General features: G+C 51.5%; 15 protein-coding genes. 11 read left to right on the top strand and 4 right to left on the bottom strand.

Annotation, left to right across the window (positions count from 1 at the left end; genetic code table 11):
• On the top strand, positions 1 to 1,308 hold the full coding sequence (locus tag ABI361_12885; protein MEO9321554.1) for an FAD-dependent oxidoreductase: 1,308 nt from the start codon (positions 1 to 3) through the stop codon (positions 1,306 to 1,308).
• A 36-nt stretch (positions 1,309 to 1,344) separates the two neighbouring features.
• On the opposite strand, the gene ABI361_12880 is transcribed toward ABI361_12885, so the two are convergent.
• Positions 1,345 to 2,592 carry a hypothetical protein gene (locus ABI361_12880; protein MEO9321553.1) on the bottom strand — a complete coding sequence of 416 codons (1,248 nt, stop codon included), beginning with the start codon at positions 2,590 to 2,592 and terminating at the stop codon, positions 1,345 to 1,347.
• A gap of 133 nt (positions 2,593 to 2,725) precedes the next feature.
• Here ABI361_12880 and ABI361_12875 point away from each other — a divergent pair, with 133 nt between their 5' ends.
• From ABI361_12875 to ABI361_12860, 4 genes are read left to right on the top strand one after another with little or no spacing between them, the layout of a single operon-like run.
• Complete coding sequence (locus tag ABI361_12875) at positions 2,726 to 3,580, top strand: DNA double-strand break repair nuclease NurA (protein ID MEO9321552.1); 855 nt, start codon at positions 2,726 to 2,728, stop codon at positions 3,578 to 3,580.
• A gap of 19 nt (positions 3,581 to 3,599) precedes the next feature.
• Positions 3,600 to 5,114 (top strand): ATP-binding protein, encoded by a 1,515-nt coding sequence (locus tag ABI361_12870; protein ID MEO9321551.1) that lies wholly within the window; start codon positions 3,600 to 3,602, stop codon positions 5,112 to 5,114.
• 11 nt (positions 5,115 to 5,125) lie between these two features.
• Positions 5,126 to 6,295 carry a DNA repair exonuclease gene (locus ABI361_12865; protein ID MEO9321550.1) on the top strand — a complete coding sequence of 390 codons (1,170 nt, stop codon included), beginning with the start codon at positions 5,126 to 5,128 and terminating at the stop codon, positions 6,293 to 6,295.
• Positions 6,292 to 8,427, top strand: a complete 2,136-nt coding sequence (locus tag ABI361_12860) for an SMC family ATPase (GenBank protein ID MEO9321549.1) — start codon at positions 6,292 to 6,294, stop codon at positions 8,425 to 8,427. Before ABI361_12865 ends, ABI361_12860 begins: the two co-directional genes overlap by 4 nt.
• 12 nt (positions 8,428 to 8,439) lie before the next feature.
• On the opposite strand, the gene ABI361_12855 is transcribed toward ABI361_12860, so the two are convergent.
• Positions 8,440 to 8,826 (bottom strand): phosphomannose isomerase type II C-terminal cupin domain, encoded by a 387-nt coding sequence (locus ABI361_12855; protein MEO9321548.1) that lies wholly within the window; start codon positions 8,824 to 8,826, stop codon positions 8,440 to 8,442.
• Between the two features lie 110 nt (positions 8,827 to 8,936).
• On the bottom strand, positions 8,937 to 10,589 hold the full coding sequence (locus ABI361_12850; protein MEO9321547.1) for a hypothetical protein: 1,653 nt from the start codon (positions 10,587 to 10,589) through the stop codon (positions 8,937 to 8,939).
• A gap of 148 nt (positions 10,590 to 10,737) precedes the next feature.
• On the opposite strand from ABI361_12850, the gene ABI361_12845 reads away from it, so the two are divergent.
• The 6 genes from ABI361_12845 (at position 10,738) to ABI361_12820 (ending at position 19,287) form a co-directional block, all read left to right on the top strand.
• A complete protein-coding gene (locus tag ABI361_12845) occupies positions 10,738 to 11,124 on the top strand; it encodes a hypothetical protein (GenBank protein ID MEO9321546.1) in 387 nt (128 codons plus the stop codon).
• Between the two features lie 73 nt (positions 11,125 to 11,197).
• Positions 11,198 to 12,448, top strand: a complete 1,251-nt coding sequence (locus tag ABI361_12840; GenBank protein ID MEO9321545.1) for a hypothetical protein — start codon at positions 11,198 to 11,200, stop codon at positions 12,446 to 12,448.
• Positions 12,449 to 12,697: 249 nt separating this feature from the next.
• Complete coding sequence (locus tag ABI361_12835; protein MEO9321544.1) at positions 12,698 to 16,438, top strand: hypothetical protein; 3,741 nt, start codon at positions 12,698 to 12,700, stop codon at positions 16,436 to 16,438.
• 256 nt (positions 16,439 to 16,694) lie between these two features.
• Entirely contained in the window at positions 16,695 to 17,663 is a 969-nt protein-coding gene (locus ABI361_12830; GenBank protein MEO9321543.1) for a hypothetical protein, read from the top strand.
• 61 nt (positions 17,664 to 17,724) lie between these two features.
• Positions 17,725 to 18,396 carry a 50S ribosomal protein L1 gene (locus tag ABI361_12825; GenBank protein ID MEO9321542.1) on the top strand — a complete coding sequence of 224 codons (672 nt, stop codon included), beginning with the start codon at positions 17,725 to 17,727 and terminating at the stop codon, positions 18,394 to 18,396.
• A gap of 3 nt (positions 18,397 to 18,399) precedes the next feature.
• On the top strand, positions 18,400 to 19,287 hold the full coding sequence (locus tag ABI361_12820; GenBank protein MEO9321541.1) for a 50S ribosomal protein L10: 888 nt from the start codon (positions 18,400 to 18,402) through the stop codon (positions 19,285 to 19,287).
• A gap of 121 nt (positions 19,288 to 19,408) precedes the next feature.
• Here ABI361_12820 and ABI361_12815 read toward each other — a convergent pair whose 3' ends face one another.
• Complete coding sequence (locus ABI361_12815; GenBank protein MEO9321540.1) at positions 19,409 to 20,047, bottom strand: hypothetical protein; 639 nt, start codon at positions 20,045 to 20,047, stop codon at positions 19,409 to 19,411.
• Positions 20,048 to 20,143: the final 96 nt, after the last annotated feature.

Raw genomic sequence — 20,143 nt, 5'->3', positions numbered from 1 at the left:
GTGTCAACCTTCAAGCTCGCAATAATCGGCGGCGGCCTGCTCGGTATCTCGATTGCATATTTCCTATCATCGCACACTCGCCGGCCAGATTCGGTGGTACTGCTCGAGCAGGAAAGCAACGTGGCGATGCACACGAGCAGCCGAAACACGGGCAAGGTGCATGCACCATTTCTGTACGACCCCTCGACCAAAAAGACCCTGGCAACGGCGGCTGCGCTGGGATACGATATGTGGCTAGAGTACTCCAACAACAAGCACCTGACTTTTGTCCGTGATGGCGTCTTGGAAGTCGCAACCGACGAAAAGGGAATTGACAGGCTGCGAAGGTACATGGTCTGGGGCAAGCAGAACGGCCTTTTGGAGAACGAGCTTGTCCTTCTAGACGCAAGCGATGTCGCAAGAATCGAGCCGTCCGTAAAGTGCTCTTCGGCAATATTCTGCTCCAAGGACGGCTCTGTCGATTACGGCGCCTTTGCGCACGCACTGCTGGCAGACTGCCAGAATTTTGGCTGCAAGATAATGCTGGGCGCCAGGGCCAGCAGGATAGCAAAGAGTCAGGGCTCCGGGAGCCATACAATTGTCACTGCAGACGGAGCAGAAATTCAGGCAGATTTTATTGTCAACTCTGCCGGCGGAAACGCGGTCGACATTGCGCATGCGATGGATATTGCCAGAGACTATACCGATCTCCATTTCAGAGGCGAGTACTGGCAGGCTCCCGACAAGTACAAGGACCTTACAAGGCTTTCAATTTATTCAGTGCCCAAGCATCCCGAATACCCGTTCCTTGACCCGCACTGGATAGTGCGGTCCGATGGCAGGCGGGAGGTCGGTCCTAACGCAGTCCCCGTCTTTGGACCGTACGCATACGGCTGGGAGAAAAATCTCGCCGACATGATACCCAAAATACTAGAGTCTTCACGCACAGGCGCCAAAAAGATGGTCCTTGACAGGCAGTTCCTGTCGCTTGCAAGCGCGGAGCTGAAAAGTTCGCTTTCAAAGACCGCAATGGTAAACAGGGTCAGGGAATTTCTGCCCCAGTTGCGGCCTGCTGATTTTCAAACGAGAGGCACCTCTGGCATAAGGTCCTCGGTTGTGGATAGCCGGGGAAGGTTCGTTCCAGACACCATAATCCTGGAGCGAGAAAATTCACTTCACATACTCAACTACAACTCGCCGGGTGCCACAGGGGCGCTTCCAATGGCAGCAAGAATCGCAAGCACCATCTTTGAAGCCGGCGTCCTGCAAAGGTCGGAAGACCGGGCGGGCCTGTGGGACGCGAGCCGGCTCGCCGAACAAATGAAATAAAATCGTCTAGGTTTTGATCCGCGCCCGATAGTGCCTTCAGTTAAAAATCACTAAAGTCCCGCCCCATGAACGCAGGTAATCTGTATCGCAGCCGACCAGTCTGCCTTCAGGGATAAGCGTCAACAGGTGCGTTCCGCTGGTTACGTTTCCAATGGTGACGATTCCAGTATCAAGTGGCAATGCTGGATTTCTGCCCTCATATCCAAGCCAGTGCGATAAAGCTACCTCTTTTCCATCAACAAGTATCTGCACCCTGGTGTCCGAACAGTGGAAGGCATCTGGAGTGAGGTCATTCCGGACGTCCACGTAGTATGTGAACCTGATGGATTGACTTGGACCAGCCGAGAGTACTTCATTTCCCTGGCCTCCTGCCTGAACCACGGTATCAAGTCTCAGATTGGGCTGGACCTGCCCATCAGCAGCCAATCCATCGCCTCTGAAAAAAGATGTTTCTTGCGCGATTCCCAGTGACCTCAGGGACTCGATATTCGATATTACGTCTTGTAGCGGCGGTGCTTGAGTGGACGTATCGTTTAACGGCGAGCGGTAAATCCGCAGGTAGTCTATGTAATTGATGCTGTCCCACGGCTGTTGAAACTTGATGCCAGTAAGCACTGAATGCTTTATTTCCAGTGTAGCTATCTGCACAAAATGGTTTGAATACCAGCCTCTGGCAGCATCATCCGGCTTGACATACAATGTGGCCTGACTATCAGAGAGTACAATTCTAGTAACCGCCCAGTAGTTAGCTGTCGCATTGTTCCAGTCTCCCGTGCCCGGGACAGAGTTATCCATAATGCCAGTCCAGCCACCAAAGTTCCAGCCGTGATGCTGCAAGTCGGGCAAATCAGTTACTATCAGCTGCGTGCCATTTTCAAATGATATGATTTCCAACGGAAGACGATAGTTCTTTCCCCCTGATTCCAGTTTCATCCTCTGCTCAAGTACGATGCCTGAAGAGTTGCTTAGTGGAATTGATAACTGCTTCCACGCATAATCATTAAACCGGCCATTCGAGCCAATGTAGATGCTGCCATGTTGAACAAAAACAGATTGCGGGTCAGAGACTGTCCAATTAGAGCTATCATCTGCGTGTCTTGAAATTGTTGCAGTGTTGGGATCATGATAATTGGCGCCAACAGCATCTGGGCTTGGGGGGAGGGAGGAGGGAGCGCTTTGAGATGTGGAAGAGAAAGTCGGCTGAGAAGGACTCAGGCTAAAGAAGATAATTGCAATTGCCGGAATGATAATGGATGCCGCAATCACCGGGCTAATGCCTGCCAACGACGATTTTAATGCTGATGACTAGTTATTAAGCAATTGAGAACCTGAGAATCAATGGCGGCAACTAGCCTGACAAACGGTTCTAGCCGGTGTCAAACTTTTAAGAAAGCCAGAACACGGTATTGAGTAAATCTTGTTAAAGGAAGTTTACCGCTATGCCCTGAAAAACCGTGATACCAAGGTCCGCAAGATAAGGGATTCCAACTATGACGGGATCCTTGCAGAGGCGGCTGCGCGGTGGACAATGTATACTCCGCAGCAGAGCCCCTGCGTTTCTGCCGGAGTTGACAGCAGCTGGAACAAGAGGGCTTTTCAGGGGCTGAACCTCTATGCGGTAGACGCGGTCGCGGTGACTTCGGCTAATGAGCTGCTAGCAGTGGAATTTGAAGTCGACGTTTCCGATTCCGCAAGAAACGAAACTCTGGAATCAAAGGCGATGGCGATGGAAGCTTCCGTAGCAGCAAGGGCTTTAGAGCAAAACGGCAAGGCAGTGGTGGACACAATTCTCATTGACGGCTCGATAATCCCCCGGCTTCGGGGCAAGAATCCGCTTGCCGCATCCGACTTGGTTAGGCAGTACGGCGAAAAGTCCGCTGTTTTTATTTCAAAGAGTTCCGAGAGCAGGGCGCAGTTCGGCGAGCTCGGTTCGCGTGCAGGCGACATTTACTACTACGGCAAGGCAAGCAAGGACTCGCCGGGGTTCAGCGCCCCTGCGAGGGCGTCAAGCGAGTCTGTAAATGTGACGGAGGTTTATGCGCGGCTGCGCATAGGGACTCCGATAATCCGATTAGAATTTCTGGGAAGAGTCGGCGAGCAGGACATCAAGCGCAGCATGGATTTACTAAGCTACAGGAGCGTTTCCGGCTACCCGTACTGCCTAAAATATGCCCACAACAACTGCAAGATATCAGACGACGACATCGACAGGCTTGCCAGCGTGTTTGGCCTGCAGCACGAGCCGGGTGCAAGGGTGGTCCTAAACGAGTAGCGATTATCCTGCCGACAGGGTGGAGCTTGGGATTGTCATCGGAACGTCCAAGCCGGAGCAGGTAACATTCGAGTCGCGCCGGCCTGTCAGCATTGGCGAGTACGTGGTACTTCTCTATAACCGCAAGCGGATTCTCGGCCTTGTTGAAAAATCGTTTATCACAAGCGACGCGCTTGGGGCCACAATCCGCAACTTTGACGAGGCGTTTGAAAGCCGCATGATTGCGCTTGAGAACACCCGTGACAAGAGCTACAAGGGCACCATCAGGGTTCTCGGATTGCTTGACCAGCTGAACAAGTGCAAGGCGGTAATCCCTGCTCTGCCACCGGAGCCCGGAACCGAGGTGTTCGAAGCCGCGCGCGATGACCTTCTGGACATTTTCTCGCCTGCCGCCCACGAATGGGTGCGCGTCGGAACGCTTCTTCGAAACACCGAGGTGGAAACCAAGGTCAACATTGACAAGATTGTGTCGCGCCACTTGGCAATACTTGCCATGACTGGCATGGGCAAGAGCAACCTTGTCTCGCTGATTGCAAAGGAGGTTGCCGCGATAAAGGGCACGATGGTCATATTCGACTACCATGACGACTATTCAAGCCTCGACGGCGCAAACGTTATGAATGCAAGGATTAACCCTCGCCTCCTTCCCTCTGACAAACTTGCCGACGTGATAGAGGTCCAGGAAAACGCAACAAACCAGCGCCACGTGCTGCGTGTTGCGCTGACAGAGGAAGTAAAGCAGCGAAAGGGAAACGACTTTTGGGACGCGCTGCAGGCCGGCGCCGCGGCTCTCGGCGCCGACAAGTCATACAGGGAGGCGTCAGAGCGCGTCGTGGACAAAATTGACGATGCAAGGCGCAAGTTCAGCAGCATTCTTGACGCCGGGCTAGAAGATCCGGTGAGGCTGATAAAAAACAGCAAACTTAACGTAATCAACCTGGTAGAACTTACTGAAAGGCAAGCAAACATCGTCGTTTCTTACTACCTGGAGGAGCTGCTCGACGACAGAAAGGCAGCCACGCACCAGAAAAAGAATCCGAAAAAAGCCCCCAAGTTCCCGGCGCCGGTGCTTGTCGTAATTGAGGAGGCGCACGTGTTTATCCCAAAGGACGAGGACACCGAAACCAAGTACTATGCTTCCAAGGTGGCAAGGGAAGGCCGCAAGTTCGGGCTCGGACTCGTGATCGTGTCACAGCGGCCCCGGGGGATAGATTCAAACATCCTGAGCCAGATGGGTTCGCTTGCAGTAATGAGAATGATTCAGCAGGACGACCAGGCGCATGTCTCGGCGGCAAGCGAGTCGCTTAGCCGCGACCTGATAGACCAGCTGACCTCGCTTAACCCAGGCGAGGCGATATTTGCAGGCCAGTGGGTGAACCTGCCGACGTTTGTCAAGGTGGCCGAGGTCAAGGACCGCAGAGTGGGGGCAGACCTCAAGGCAGTCGAGGCGTGGAAGCAGCTTGCCGCAATGAGCACGGCGGCTGCAAGAGAATCGTCTGATTCGTACATACCATCAGGGTACATTCAGGACTGAGCATCTCCGCAATGCTAGTTTCGCACCTCTCTGACCTGCACCTTGGTTACGCGCAGTTCAGCCTTGAGGAGAGGGAGGAAGACGTCTATGAAGTGTTTCAGGAGGCGGTGGACATTTCAATCGCCGAGGGCGTAAAACTCGTGCTCCTTGCAGGCGACATTTTCCATACGCCTCGGCCATGTGGCAAGGCCATAGTCACGCTTGGCAATGCGCTAAAAAAGCTCAAGGACAAGGAAATAACAGCGGCGTTTATCCTCGGCGAACACGACATCAGCAGGATCAGAGACGTTCCGCTTGCCTACGTATTTAGCAACCTCGGCGTGGCTAAAAGGCTCCGCATGGACCAGCCGCTGGAGCTCGGTGATGATGCCGTGATATTTGGCGCGGACAAGGAGCGGAGGAACAGCATCGACCAGCTGGTAGAAAGGCTCAAGGGCGCCGGCAAGATGGCAAAAGAATATCCCGGCAGGGCGAAAAAAATCCTTGTCCTGCACCAGGGCATCACCGACATCAACAGGTTCGCCGGCGAACTCAATTCCGCGGACCTGCCTCCAGAGTTTGACTACTATGCGATGGGACACTACCACGACCACGAGAAAAGGCGCTTTGATTTTCTCGGCGGGCCGCTCATGTACCCTGGCTCAATCGACCTTACGCCAAGCGAGGGCATCAAGGACATAAAGAAAGGCTTTGTGATAGCCGACCTGTCCGGCGAGGAGGTCTCGACCAACTTTGTCCCACTGCTGCGGCGCAGAAAGCAGTTCGCGACAAGAATCAGCTACGCCGACATCGCTTCTGAGGTCGAAGACATTATCCGGCAGTCTCAGTCTCTCACGGAGAACGGAAAAAAGCCGATAGCCAAGATTGACATCGCAGGCTCGGCGCTCGATTCAAGCGTTATCGCAAACAACCTGCGCAGGCTGAACGACTACTGCCTTCACTACATCTGGAGGCCGCTCGAGGAGGGCGGAGCAATGCCGGCGGACGGGCTTGTGCTCGACGGAAGACCAGAGGACATTGACGGGGAGCTGTACAGGCTATCACGAGAAGCTCTAGGTTCAGATGAGCTTGCGGCCCTAGCAGTAAGCGAGCTCCTGCCGCGAGCTGCAGAGGGGGATGCGGCAGAGTCGCTGAGAATAGTCTGGGACGCCTTTCAAAAGAAAAGGAGCGCTCCACAATGATAAAGGACATTGAAATGAAGGACTTTATCGCCCATCATGACACCCGGCTCCAGTTCTGCAGGGGCATTACAGTCTTTGTGGGCCACAACGGCTCCGGCAAGTCGTCGGTCATAGACGCGATTACCTTTGCGCTCTTTGGCAAGCACACGAGAAAGCTTGGCAGGAACCTGGTGCGCCGGGGCGCAAACGGCGCGATGGTCAAGTTGCACTTTACGATAAACTCGCGCGAGTTCTCGGTTGTCAGAAACATCTCTGCCACGGGGACCCTTGCCCATTCGCAATTCGAGCTTGTCAGCGACTCGGGCAAGGCCGTCTCTAAAAAGATTGCCGGAGGCGAGAGGCGCTCGCTTGGCGGCGAATCAATGAGCGACGAGGTCGCCAAAGTCCTGGGGCTTGACTATGAAAAGCTCCGGATTGCAGCCGTCGTGCAGCAGGGAGAGCTGGGCAAGATTGTCGAGGCCACTCCAAAGGACTTCAAGCTCTTGCTAAACAGCCTGATAGGAATCGACCGCCTCGATGCAGCGTATTTGACCATGGCAGACGTGCTTCGGGGATTTGAGGACAGGGTGCGAGACGAAAACTCGGGCTACGGCCCGCAGGACATGCCCAAGGTCGAGGATGCAATAGCTCAGGCGCGCTCGTCCATGGAACAGTCCGAAAAAGAGCTTGCAGAACTTGAAAGGCAGAGAAGGGAAGTTTCCGAGAAGGTGGCATCAATTGACCTTGAAATTGAAAGGCTGGGGCCACTGGCGGCAAAGGTTTCCGAGCTTCAGCGTACGGAAAAAGTGCTTCTGCAGCAGGTAAATAGCGTGATGGACTCGCTGTCGTCCGAGGTTTCACGGCTTGATCGCCTGGTTATCACCGCGAGGGTTTCCGCTGAAGCATTGAAGTCAAAGCCCGAAGTTACGATGCAGCTTCGGATGGTATCTGCGGAGCTTGACGACGTCCAGTGCAGGCTGGTAGAAAACGAGGGCCAGCTTGGCAAGCTGCGCGGCTATTCCGAGTACGCCGGCAAACTTGTCATCACCGACGGCAAATGTCCCGTCTGCGACTCGCCAGTCCAAAAGCTGAACAAGGTCTTTGATGGCGTACATGTTGCCGAGGAAACACGCCGCAAGAACGACGAAAAGTCAAAACTGACCGCAGAGCGGAACAAGCTGAACGCGGAAAAAAAGCAGCTTGAAGCCCGGAGCAGCGAAATCGCTGCTGCGGAAAAGTTTCTTGACAGCAATTCTATCATTCTGGACGCGCAAGGGGGTCCCGGCAATCCGGACAATCCTCGCACCGGGCAGGGCATGACAGTCACAATGCTGGAAAAACAGCTGGAAGACAAGAAGTCTCTTGCGGCAAAACTGCCCGGCAGGATTTCCCGAGTCGACGATCCCGCCCGGCTCGTTGTGGACGAAGTGACGCGGACGCTGGCAGCAACAGTACAGTCGCTCCGCGACCAGACCCAGGGCTTTGACCAGCAGAGGTTTTCAAATGCCCGGCTTGAGCGAGACTCGCTCTCCCGGAGGCTGCAGCGCATAAGCGAGGACACCGGCAGGTATCAAAAGACTCGCGACGATTCAAAGGCAGCCGTCGAGAACGGGGAGAAGATAAAGCGCCAGCTCCAGAGCGCGTCAGAGTTTGCCAAGTTGCTTGAAAAAATCCGCACTACCGTCTACAACAGGGACGGCCCAATCGGGATCAGCCTGCGGTCGTGGGCGCTGAAAATGATCTCTGCAAAGGCGTCCGAGTATGCGGCACTGTTTAACATCGGCATATCAAGGATAGAGCTTTCAGAGAAGGCACGCGAGGTGGAAATCACCTGCTATGGCCGGCACGGCGAGATTGACACCGACTCTATGAGCGGAGGCGAAAAGGTGGCCATCGCGCTTGCGCTCCGGCTTGGAATCGCTTACATGATGGGCTCAAACAAGCTTGATTTTATAATCCTCGACGAGCCGACCACTCACCTTGACGAAGAGAGGCGAAAGGCGCTTGTCCGGATAATCTCCGAGGCTTTCCGCGAGGGCGCCGGACCGCTTGCTCAGCTTATCATAATTACGCACGACACTGAAATCTTTGAAGACTCGGAAGTGGACCAGATTTTCCGGTTCTCGATGACATCGGAAGGCTCGCAGGTCTAGGTCGAGTGATGCTCAGCGCTTGTAGTCGTCTTCCAGCCTGACGATATCTGACTCGTCAAAATCGCCAACCGAGATTTCAAGGATTATCGCGTTTGTTCCGGCTCCCATCAGGCGGTGAACCGATTTTTCAGGTATCATGATTGACTCGCCGGTTTCAAGCGTCCTTGTTTCCTTGTCAAGCTGCACGCGAATAGGCCCCTTTATCACCTTCCAGAACTCCTTTCTGCGGTCGTGGTACTGTAGTGAAAGGCGCTTGTCGCCGTCCAGATAAATCAGTTTGATTGTGGAGGGCTGGTTCTGGGTAAAGCGCTCGAATCTGCCCCAGGGGCGTTTTTCAGTTGCCGGAGATATGGAAGGACCAGTAGCAGCATCCAAGTCTGGATAACAAGACGATTGCATCTACAGGTTATCTTTATACTTAGTTATTTTCCTGAGGCAAAATGTCTTTAGATCTTTTTTCCATGAAATTGATACTGAAAAATAAGAAGGGGAGGTAGCCTCGCTACCGGTTACTTGCTGTCGTCAAACCACGGGTACGGCGGACCTGCCATCATTGCAGTGTGGGTCGTCGTCGAACTCGACGAAACTATTCTGTAGACCGCAATGTTGTTGATGCTGTCGCCGTTCATTGCAAAACTGCGCACCGGGTTCGTGCTTCCGTTGTCCTGCCAGTGGTCGAACTGGTAGTTGCCGTACGAGTCCATCGCTATTGTGTAGGTCTTGTGGTTGAATATGGTAAACGGAGTGCTGCTGCTGTCACTGTATGCGCCGGTATAAGGTGCAGTGGCTCCTGGAGGAGTAAGCGTTTCCCACATTCCTGGGTTCGCAATGAGGGTACCGTTTTCTGCCGAACCGCTTGTGCCGCCTATTAGGTTGCCGTTAGTGTCGTACGCGTGCACGTTCAGTCTTGCCGCCTGCGCAGCTGGTACGTCCTCATAGACTGCCGTATAGGTTATGCCCTTTGTCGGATCTGCATTGAGGTAATGGTACCGTGTCAGCGTCCCATCGGTGTAGTGCCTGAAGTAATACTCTCCATACCAGTATGCCACCACGACATACTGCTGTCCCTCCTGCAGGTTGAACGTCACGGGCGTGTAGCCTGTTGCTATGATGTTGCCGTTGAGCCGGAGGTTGACGTACTCTCCTGTCAATGGGTTGCCGTTAAGGTCTGTGCTTACTACAGTGACTGTGTCGGGAGCACCCTGCGTACCGCCGCCTGATCCCCCGCCGCCCTGCGTTGTAGAATATACAGCGGTCAGTGCGGTTGTTTTGGAAGCCGATATCGTGGCAGCGTACAGGCGTCCTGAAGTTCCATCGCTCCAGTGGTTAAAGTAATACCCGCCGTAGTCGCCTACCCCTACGTCGTATGTCCCGGCTGGAAGGTTAAAGGACGCAGGAGTGTACCCAGAGGCAACCTTTGACTTTCCCTGGTCGACTTCTACGTAGTAGCCTGTAAGTGCGTTGTTGCTCGAGTCGACCGCATTTACAGTCAGGCTTGCTCCGGAGCCGCCCCCGCCTCCGCCTTGAGTGCTGGTATAGATGGCCATCAGCGACGTGGCAGTTGAGGTCGCCGTTACGGTCCTGGCTCTCGATGTAGATCCATCGCTCCACTGGCTAAAGTATGCGTTAGTATAGTCGGAAGGAGTGATGGTGTACTGCTGGCCCGAGGTAACAGTAAACGTCTGCGGCGTAAACCCTGAAGTTGTTGTTGACCCGCTTTGAAGCTGGACGTACATTCCGGTCAGTGCCCCGCCTCCCGCGTACTGGCTTGATACCGTTATCGTACTGCCGCTAGACGAAGAGGAAGTAGAGTACACTGCCGTCAGCGTGACTGCTCCCGAAGTACTCGCCGTGACCGAATGCGCTCTAGTGGCCGTCCCGTCGCTCCATTTGCTAAAGTAATAGCCTCCATAGTCTCCGACAGAAACGCTATATGTTCCGGCCGCAAGGCTGAATGACGCTGGCGTAAATCCCGAGGATACCACGGTTCCGCCCTGGCTAATCTGCACGTAATAGCCGTTGACTGGATTGTTCGACGTGTCGATTGCATTGATAGTAAGGTTTGGTGTGTTTGCCATTGCACTAGCCAAGGGGGTAACAACAGAGGTCACCGCCAAGAGTAGTGCCGATATTGCAGCAATAAGTCCGGTACTGGATCGCATCCTGTATCGCTTGTGGCAGCTCAATAAAACAAAGCGCGAGAAATGCCGCTATAGACTATCGCAGAAGTCAGCTCTATTTACTGACCGTCGGTAGCTTTATCTATGATGTCCGAGATAAGCCAGCGTTGCGCAGCGCAACGCCGAGCACATGATCCCAAAATACTCTTGCTACGAATGCGGCATGTCGTCGTCTAGGAGGTATAGCGTACAGCGCCACATCCGCCTGGTCCATAACGGAGCCGGCAGCATTGTGCTCTTTCAGGATTACATTGCAGGCAGAAAGAATTCTCAAATCAAAGCTTCCACCCTCCAGCCGAGGGAAAGCCTGCTCGACCCCGAGTCAATCTACAACGAAGAGTTTATGCGAGAACTGGCCCGTCTAAACGCCCAGATATTTCACAAAAAGTTCCAGCAAAACTCGCGCGGCTCTGCTGACGTTGAGATGCTAGAAATGCTCAGGGAAATGAAGTTTTTTGAAGGCAGAAGGATATACCCCGGACACGTCAAACGGTCCGGCAGCCCCGGCAAGCTCTAGATCTGTTGCCACTAGTTTTGAAGCAGAATAATCAATCTTCCGCAATAAAAGCGCTCCGCAAAATTGGAAAATTATGCGGAAAGATTACGGACTTAGAATCGACACAAAAAAGCTTCTAACACTGTCATTAGCAGCAACAATGCTCGTATCCGTACTTAGCTTCGTAGCGCCCAGTCCAAAAGCATACGCCGCCTTCTCGAATTCATACAGCGCAGGTTCAGGCACAGGGACAATCTTCCTCACCCTCCACAGACTTCCAGAGAGCTACTGGCCGTGGTGTTTTGCCAAAGACTGCCAGCAATTAGTCGACGGTCAGGTCGTCAATGTGACAACTGGAACTGGCACTTGGATGAACTTCATTGTCTATAACAGCGCAGGCAAAGAAATCATAGGCGGAGATGGTCAGGCATTTGCGAATGAAGATGGCGTCTTCATTACAGGCCTTACCGTAGGGCAAACCTACCTTGTATCGCCATTGTACTTCAATACAACAGGAATACCCGGCGAAATGGTCCCCCACAAAGTCATCTTCAACAATTGGGCGGATTGCAGTAGTCCCTATGCCATGGCGGACCCAAGACCCTTCACAATAACATCAAACACAATAATCAATGCAGCAGGATACTACAGATATGTTCCAGACGGCATGGATCCTAACGCACCACAGCCTTGCTATGAGGGCGCACCCGTTAAAGTTCCAACAGGCGCAACAACTCCGCATGTCGCTGCGCACCACAAACACAAGTGGAGCGTAGACATGGACACAGTATATTCGACACTGAACATGAAGCAAACAATTGTAAACTCAGTTCTCAATGGGCCGACAGGTGCCTTCACTACTGTTGCATCGACAAACCCCTCAAATGTCACCGCTCTGACTGCCAAGAACATACCTAGCACCAGCCTATCCGGAATCCCAATTGGACCGTCAGGTACAGTCGTGTACTACAATTCACTCTATGACCTCCAGAACTCTGATTCTGATGGAATCATGAACGCCATGAAAACCGCCCAAGTACTCGGCATCGACTGGAACAACCTCTCTGACATGCAAAAGGCCTACCTCACCCTATCACTTCAGTACAACACACCCACCGGTAGTATGATTCCCGACAAGAACCTGTCTGGTTTGCCACTGGGCCCTAGCGGCGTCAAAGTGACCTACAAATCGCTATACGACGTTCAAAACGCCGACTCTGATGGCGTAATAAAAGCAATGCTCGCGGCGGACGCGTTAGGCATCGACTGGAACAGCCTCTCCGACATGCAAAAATCATACATGGCTCTGACTCTTGACTATGGCTTACCTTCCTCACAGGTTTGAGGAGAGCCTGCCCCTCCTTTTTGTCCTCATATTCTGACTACATTTACTATTTTAGCCCCGATTATTACAATAAATTAAGCATAATCCGTTTAGCGATTATCTTTTTATGATGTTTTTTAGTAAATCTTTAACACTCTTGTTATTATCTATTGGCAGATTCTCCCAAATTCGTAATGAATGAACGTTTTGTTCATAAGTCTTATATATCGACTTCAGTAACCGCGCTCGTCAAACGGTGACGTATAGTACATGAACATAGATGTTAATCCATTTGCCAAAGGCAGTGGATACAAGAAATCGGCGAGCATTGCTATTATCGCCCTGCTTGTTTTTGGAGCAGTAGGCATAGTCGCATATACGCCGAAAAGTGCTTTCGCAGCAGTGACAATCACCACTAGCAGCAGCCAGTTCTATGGCCCTGCTTTGGAGAGAGTCCTGATTACGGACACTTCAAAAGATACAGCTACGGATACAATCGTACCACACGTAGCAGTAAAGCGCGGTTCAACCTCTCTATTTGAGCAAGACATCACAGTTCCAATCATTGGAACATCAGGCACATTCGAGTTCTATCTGACCACCTCAAACAGCCCATTCAAACCAGCAAGTCCATCATTCACAGCAGGCCCCCCAATTATCGTCAGAATCAGCCAGACCCCCGTAATTAACGGCACAACTGAAGCGGCCGCAGGTTTTGGCGCCATTCCATCTGAATACTCATTCCCAATCAGCTCAAGCTCTGCCCCACTGAAGGACGGCGATTCAATCATAATCACTTATGGTGGCCAAACCACAACAGTGCAATTTGCAAAGGGCAATGTTAAAGCCAGCATCGACAGAACAGTAGCTGGTAATGGAAACAAGGTTACACTCACACTCAACGACCAGAACGGCAACATCGACCCGACAGCAATTGACTCTTTCAACGCAACCAATGCTATCGCAACAGTAGTGGGCGGCACCATGAACCTTACAGGTGCTAAATTCATTGAAGAGGGACAGAACAACGGCGCCTTCGACCTTGTGCTTAACGTGACAAGCTCGAATTCTGGCACAATTCTAAACCCATCAAACGGCGGACGAGTTGGCTCTGCAACATTCCCCGGAACGGCACAGTTCACACTGCACGGATTTGATGTATATCCAACCGACTTCCCTGCAAGTGCAACAGCCCCGTACAACGCAGCAATTCCAAACCCCTCAGTAACCTCATCTCAGACAGTTACACTGCAAAATACTGACGGTCAGCTCACACTTCAGAACACTGTAAACATTCCAAACGGCATCGCTATCCAGATTAACGATCAGGACAGGAACATTGACACCAAAACAAGGGACAACTTCACAAGTCTAGTTTGTATCACGATGGACAATGTTACAGCATCGGCAACTTCCGACAACAAGTTCTGCAATGTACCAATGAAGGAAACCGACTTTAACAGCGGCGTTTTTGTCCCAGACACAACTGATAACAAGATTGCAATCCAATTTACAACAGGCGACTCATTCTTCAATGACAACGCAACTAAGGGAACAACAGGCATATTCCTCAACGCCTCAACACTTTCACAAAACAACAACCTCTACATAAAATACACAGACCCCGCAGCCGACCCGAACATACTCGGCAAGGTGTTCCAGCAGGTAACTGTGGTGTCACACGTGGTAGGTAAGGTTAGTGCTCCACAACCAACAGTAAGCCTAAACTCAAAGTTCCCACTCACAATAACTGACAATGACCAAAACCTCAACCCAGACACACAAGACTCATTCACAATTACATTCAACAGCGCAGACTCGAGCGCACTGAATCCATCTCAGTTTGTGCCTACAGCAAGTGTGGGTAACACAGCTAGCTTGGCTGCACTGACGGTCAAAGCTGCTGGCGTTGGTGTGAACTTTGGCGGATCTCCAATGACTGTAACCTTTGTCGAGACAGGTGCTAACACAGGCGTCTTTACGGCAAACAATTTGGACATGCAAATTATCAACACTGCATACAAGACAACAGTCCCTGCCGGTCTGAAAGACGGTGACCAAGTCGAGTTCAAATATCGTGATTTCTCTGAAAGACCGTCACAAACAAGCACTGTCGACATTACGGTAGGCAACCCTCCAGTAACGATTGACACTGACAGAACAACAATTCCAAACCCTGCAGCTCCGGGTGGACAAGTAAAGTTCACAATCACAGTAACCGACCAGAGTCTGAATATCAACCCAAGCAGCATTGACAGTCCGCTTCTCGGTCCAGCTTCTGCAAACCCTCTGACAGTCGCTATCACCAAGAGTGATGGTTCTTCCTTAGCAGGATCGATCGGTGGTTTCACAAGCGGTGGAAACGCACTAACTCCACAGATATACACTGAAACAGGCGCAAGCTCAGGTATCTTCACATACCAGTATGTTCTTGACAACACGGGAACCGCTAGCATTGCCGATCTTAACAACGCAAAAGTCAAATTCACATACACATCTGGCGGAACATCCTCAAGCATATCTGTCACTTTGAAGGACTACGATGGTGCTGTAACATCATCAAACTCAATCGTCAGAAACGGTGACAACATCACACTCACACTCAACGACCCAGACCTGAACAGAGACAACACGATTGCCGAGCAGGCTAGCGTAACTCTACACACAAGCGACGACACAGTAAGCTCAGACACAGTCATCTCCAACTTGCAGGAAACAGGACCTAATACTGGCATCTTTACAAAGAATATCCAGATAGGCAAGGATGTCAAAATAGGTGACCTGCCAACAAACAAGTTTGCAACAACCCTTGAAGTACACTACACCGATTCAGTTGCAAGCGACCTGTCAGTAAACGTCGACAGAGAACTTGACCTCAAGGTCGGAACATCCACAGGTATGGTCACAGTTACGCCAACGATCGTCGGTCCAGGAACCAAGGTGGGCATTGATGTAAAAGACAACGACCTCAACGTGAACCCACAAGGTGTTGACCTCACTGATCCGACAGCTGACTACTTGAGAATCACTTCAGACGCGACTAATGCAAACGTCCTTTCGACAGGTATCCAGGGTGAAGAGACAGGCGCAAACACAGGCATCTTCCACACCAAATTGACACTGACACCAGCGGTTGGCACCGCAACTAGCGGCGCATTCAGTGGCGCAGGCAAGGAAATATTTGGCACAGCACTTCCGGGTGACACAATTTCACTGCGATACACAGACCAAAAAGATGCAAGCGGCAACAAGGTAACAGTTGCAACCACATTCAAAGTTCAGAGCTTCGACCCGACATTCTCTACCGACAGACAGACAATCGCAGCGGGAGATTCATTCACCTTGACCGTTAGCGATCCAGATGCAAACACTGACGGCGAAGCAGTCGACAGCATACCAATCAGGGCATACTCGACCTCTGACGCGGTAGGCATCACACTGTCAGCATTAGAGACTGGACCGAACACCGGCAACTTTACCGTTAACATCCCGACAACAACCGGCGTTTCAGCAGGTTCTGTTTCAGTCAAGACAGGCGACACACTGACCGTCAAGTACAACGACAAGTACCCCGCAGACTTCGCAACAAGAGTCAAACAGGTAGCTGACCCAAGCAAGGACTTCTTCTTCAACACTGTCATCGGCTCAAGCAGCGGGTTAGGCAACAACAACGCAACATCAGTAACCGCACCACAGACACAGAGCATTGCAGGCACACAAGTCTCACAAATCACAGCAGGCCAGCAGGTAGTATTGGCAACCACAGTCCAGAACAATAACAACAATGCACAGCCATTCGCAGCAATCATTGAAGTCCGAGACTCAAACGACGTGACCGTATCTCTGACGTTCCAAACTGGCACCCTCAATGCAGGTGGAAGCCTTAACGTAGGTAGCTCATGGACTCCAGACACATCTGGCACCTACACTGTAAGGACCTTCATTGTGACCAACATCGCAACGCCACAGCTACTGTCACAAACATCAACATCCACGGTCAACGTAGTATAGAGATAGGAGTGAATGACTCCTATCCTTCCCTTTCCTTCTCTTTTTTTGAAAACAGCAAATCGATACAATGTCTGAACTTTTTGAAGTCTTTATGTAAAATACCGAATTCCTGTCAAAGTATTGAAAGCTCATGGCAATTCTAACCAATATAGGCAAGCTGCTCAAATTGGCGCGGAGTAATCAAGGCGGCTTTGAAGTTGTCAGAATAATTCTTGCATCCTTTTTAGTTGTGAGTGCGATGGCTTGTATTCCAGATTTGAATTCCAGCGCGCTTGTAAAGAAGGCGGACGCGGCAGAGTTTCTTTTCCGAACAAACCAAGGCGCATTTTCTGCAGGCGATACTGTGGTAGTTTATGGCAAAGGCGCGGCAAACGACACATTGGTAGCTCGCCTTGTAGACCCTGCCGGAAAGGTCCTGAGGCAAGATATTCTCAAGTTAGACAAGAATGGAATCTTTACAGCGCAGCTATTCACTTGGCCTCCAGCCTCCAACACTTATCCATACGGCATATACAACCTTGAAGTGATTTCAAGCATCGGGTCACCAAACACCCAGGAAATTCCGATAGTCTTTACACAGAACGCAGCGGTGAGCCAGATTCCGCAACAACACACACTTGCCGCAAAACTCGATTCGCCAACGCAAGTTTCTACTAATAGCACTTTTCGGGTTTTCGTTCAGGTAACGTTTGATGGCGCTTTGGTAAACTCTAACGGGACCGATCTCTTGGGAAGCTCGCACATACACTACGGAAGCGGAGGCAACCAGACGATAAACTTGGGCAAGAGCTTTGTACAGCTGCATGAGGGCTTGTACTATGCAGACGTCAAGCTTGCGCAGCAGGGCACCTATATCATACATGCAATAGCCTTTTACAAAGGATACCTTGCCCATGACTCTAAAGTGATCACGGTCAGCAACAGCTCCATCGGCTCAATACAGCAGTCGGTTGACCAATTAAACACAAAATTGAACACTACAAACAAACAGCTTGTCAACCTTCAAAACCAGCTCACCACCACTAATGTAGTTTTGAACAAGACGGGAGAGACACTCTCAAATTCTGTTAACCAAGCCAAGTCGTCGATAGACACAGACATCAATAGCCTCCGCGATGCATCGGGACAGCTCAACTCTATCATCTTGCCTATACTTGCTCTCATTTCAGTAATCATTGCCTTGCAGATCTCGCTGTTTGCAAGAATACGCGCTTCTTACAAGTAACGTCCCTACGGAGGCTAAGGATTTTAAGTGGCTTCCAATCCAGTTTCTGGCTGTACAAGCTATGGTAAGCGATAGCCAACTGCTCGAGCTGGTCAAGCGCGCTAGAGAGGGTTCGCCCAAGCGCAAGTTTAGCCAGTCCGCCGAGTTGACACTTATTCTGAAGGATATCGACGTAAAGAAAGGTTTCAACCTTAACGAGGTGGTGGCCCTTCCCCACAAGCCAAGCAAGCAGCCGACCATTTGCGTTATTGGAGGAGGAGACCTCGGGACCCGGGCCAGAGCCGCAGGGATTGACAAGGTGATGGCTCCTGAGGAACTTGACAGGCTTGGCACAAACAAGCGCGAGGCCCGAAAATTAGTCCGCGGTCACGACTTTTTCCTTGCCGACACGGGTCAGATGGCCTCGGTTGGTCGCTCTCTGGGTCAGTTCATGGGTCCAAAGGGCAAGATGCCCACGCCTCTTCCCTATGGGGCGCCGGTCGAGAACATTGCCAACAGGTTCAGAAATTCGGTGCGAGTAAGGGCAAAGAGCCAGCTGAACGTTGCGGCCAAGATAGGCGACGAAAAGATGGAAGACAGCCAGCTAGCGGAAAACGCAAGTGCCGTAATTGCGGCGATTGAGAAGAAGCTTCCGCAGGGCGACAAGAACATCCGGAACGCCATGATAAAATTCACCATGGGCAAGGGCGTCAAGCTATCGTCTCTAAAAGAGGCCAAGAAGGAGCAGGAATAGGACTTGGCCCAAGTAGCGCAGCAGCAACGCAAGCACTACCCTAAGAAAAAGCGCTTGATGTACGAGGAGCTCCAGCAGCTACCCGAGAACTACAACGTAATAGCGCTCTCGAAGATGACCAAGGTGCGCGCAACGCAACTCATGATGCTGCGCAAAAAATTCCGAAGTGACATAAAGATAAGGATAATCAAAAACAAGGTTGCGCAACGGGCCTTTGAGAAGGTCCAGGGCGTTGCAGGCATGGAGAACCTGAGCAAGGAACTCGAAGGCCAGTGCGCGCTCATGTTTACAAACATCAGCCCGTTCAAGCTCAACCTGATCTTTGCCCAGAACAAGGTGTTCCTGCCGGCCAAAGGAGGCGACATTGCAAGCAAGGAAATTGTGGTCCCTGCTGGCAACACCGGGATTGCTCCCGGACCCGTGCTTTCCGAGTTCAAGGTCGCCAATATTCAGACGAAAATAGACCAGGGCACTATCTGGGTGAACAAGGACACCGTGGCCGCAAAGCCCGGCGACGTCATCTCGCAGGCACTCGCCTCGCTTCTCGGCAAACTGAACATAAAGCCGATTGAGGCGGGCATCGCGGTCAACTTTGCGATATCAGAGGGCCTGATGTTCAAGGAGCGGGACCTCCAGATTAATCTGGCCGAGTACAGGGACGAACTGATCCGTTCGTTCCAGCAGGCACTCGCGCTTGCGACCGAGGTCGGCTACATGACGCCCGAGACCGTTACTCCTCTACTCGTCAAGGCAGAACAGCAGGCACGCTCGCTTGCCGCAGAGTCCGGGTACCTTGCGCCTGATACCGCCCAGTACGTTCTTCCAAGGGCAGAGGCCAAGGCTCAGGCACTGGCTAACGAGGCAAAGAAGAAGGGCTACACGCCACAGTAGCTCTCCTTCACTCGGCAAATCTAACTTCCAAAAGATGTGCACAGATCCGAGGGACTTTCTAAGTCTTCGACCCCTACAAAACTGACCAAATATGTCTGGTGCTATTCTCTATCGTAGGAAATTAAGTATTTGCCGTTTTGCGTATGACCTCGTTATTGAACTTATCGATCAAATTTGCGCGAGCCAGCCTTATTAGGTCAAGAGGCATTCCCGCACTCGACTGTACCTCTGCTAGTAGGGGTAGGAGCAGGTGGAAAGAAATCATTTCTTGCATTTGCAGTACAATTTTTGAGGTTGAGGGTGCTGCCAGATCATAGAAAAGTGGATATGAGAATTGAGACTTGGAACGCGGATCTGCAACTCCAAAACCGATCTTGTTATTGGCATCCGCATTTTTTGTTTCATTCAGACTGTTAGGCTCAACTGATGATCGCGTATACGCCTTCGCTTGAACCACGGACTGCTTTCTTTTAGCTGCATCTTGTATTGCGTTTGGATGTGAAGCTATGTAATCTGCTTTCAATCTTTCCGCCTGTTCGTATGTCAGGTGTCTCCCGATCGTAAACAGGTAACATTCTGACGGGAAATCTGAATTTTTGAACTTTATGGCTCTATCTTTGCCACTGTGGACCCAGTAACATTTGCCTGGTTCCAGCGGCATCAGGATGAAGTTGCCATTCGACCTTACCTGATTAATCGTTGGTCTTGAGCCTTTGGGAAAAGCCCTGCCTTTTTGCTTATCTGATGTAAGTGCCGACATACCTATCTTGCCCCTATCCGAACGACCATTTCCAGTGTCATAACACTTGCCTAGTCGTTACTCTGTCATCCTATAGCCTAGTAAGGCTAATTTTTT

Origin of the sequence: Nitrososphaera sp., assembly GCA_039938515.1 — an archaeon.
Lineage (GTDB): Archaea > Thermoproteota > Nitrososphaeria > Nitrososphaerales > Nitrososphaeraceae > Nitrososphaera.
This window is presented reverse-complemented; position numbering and strand designations above follow the sequence as displayed.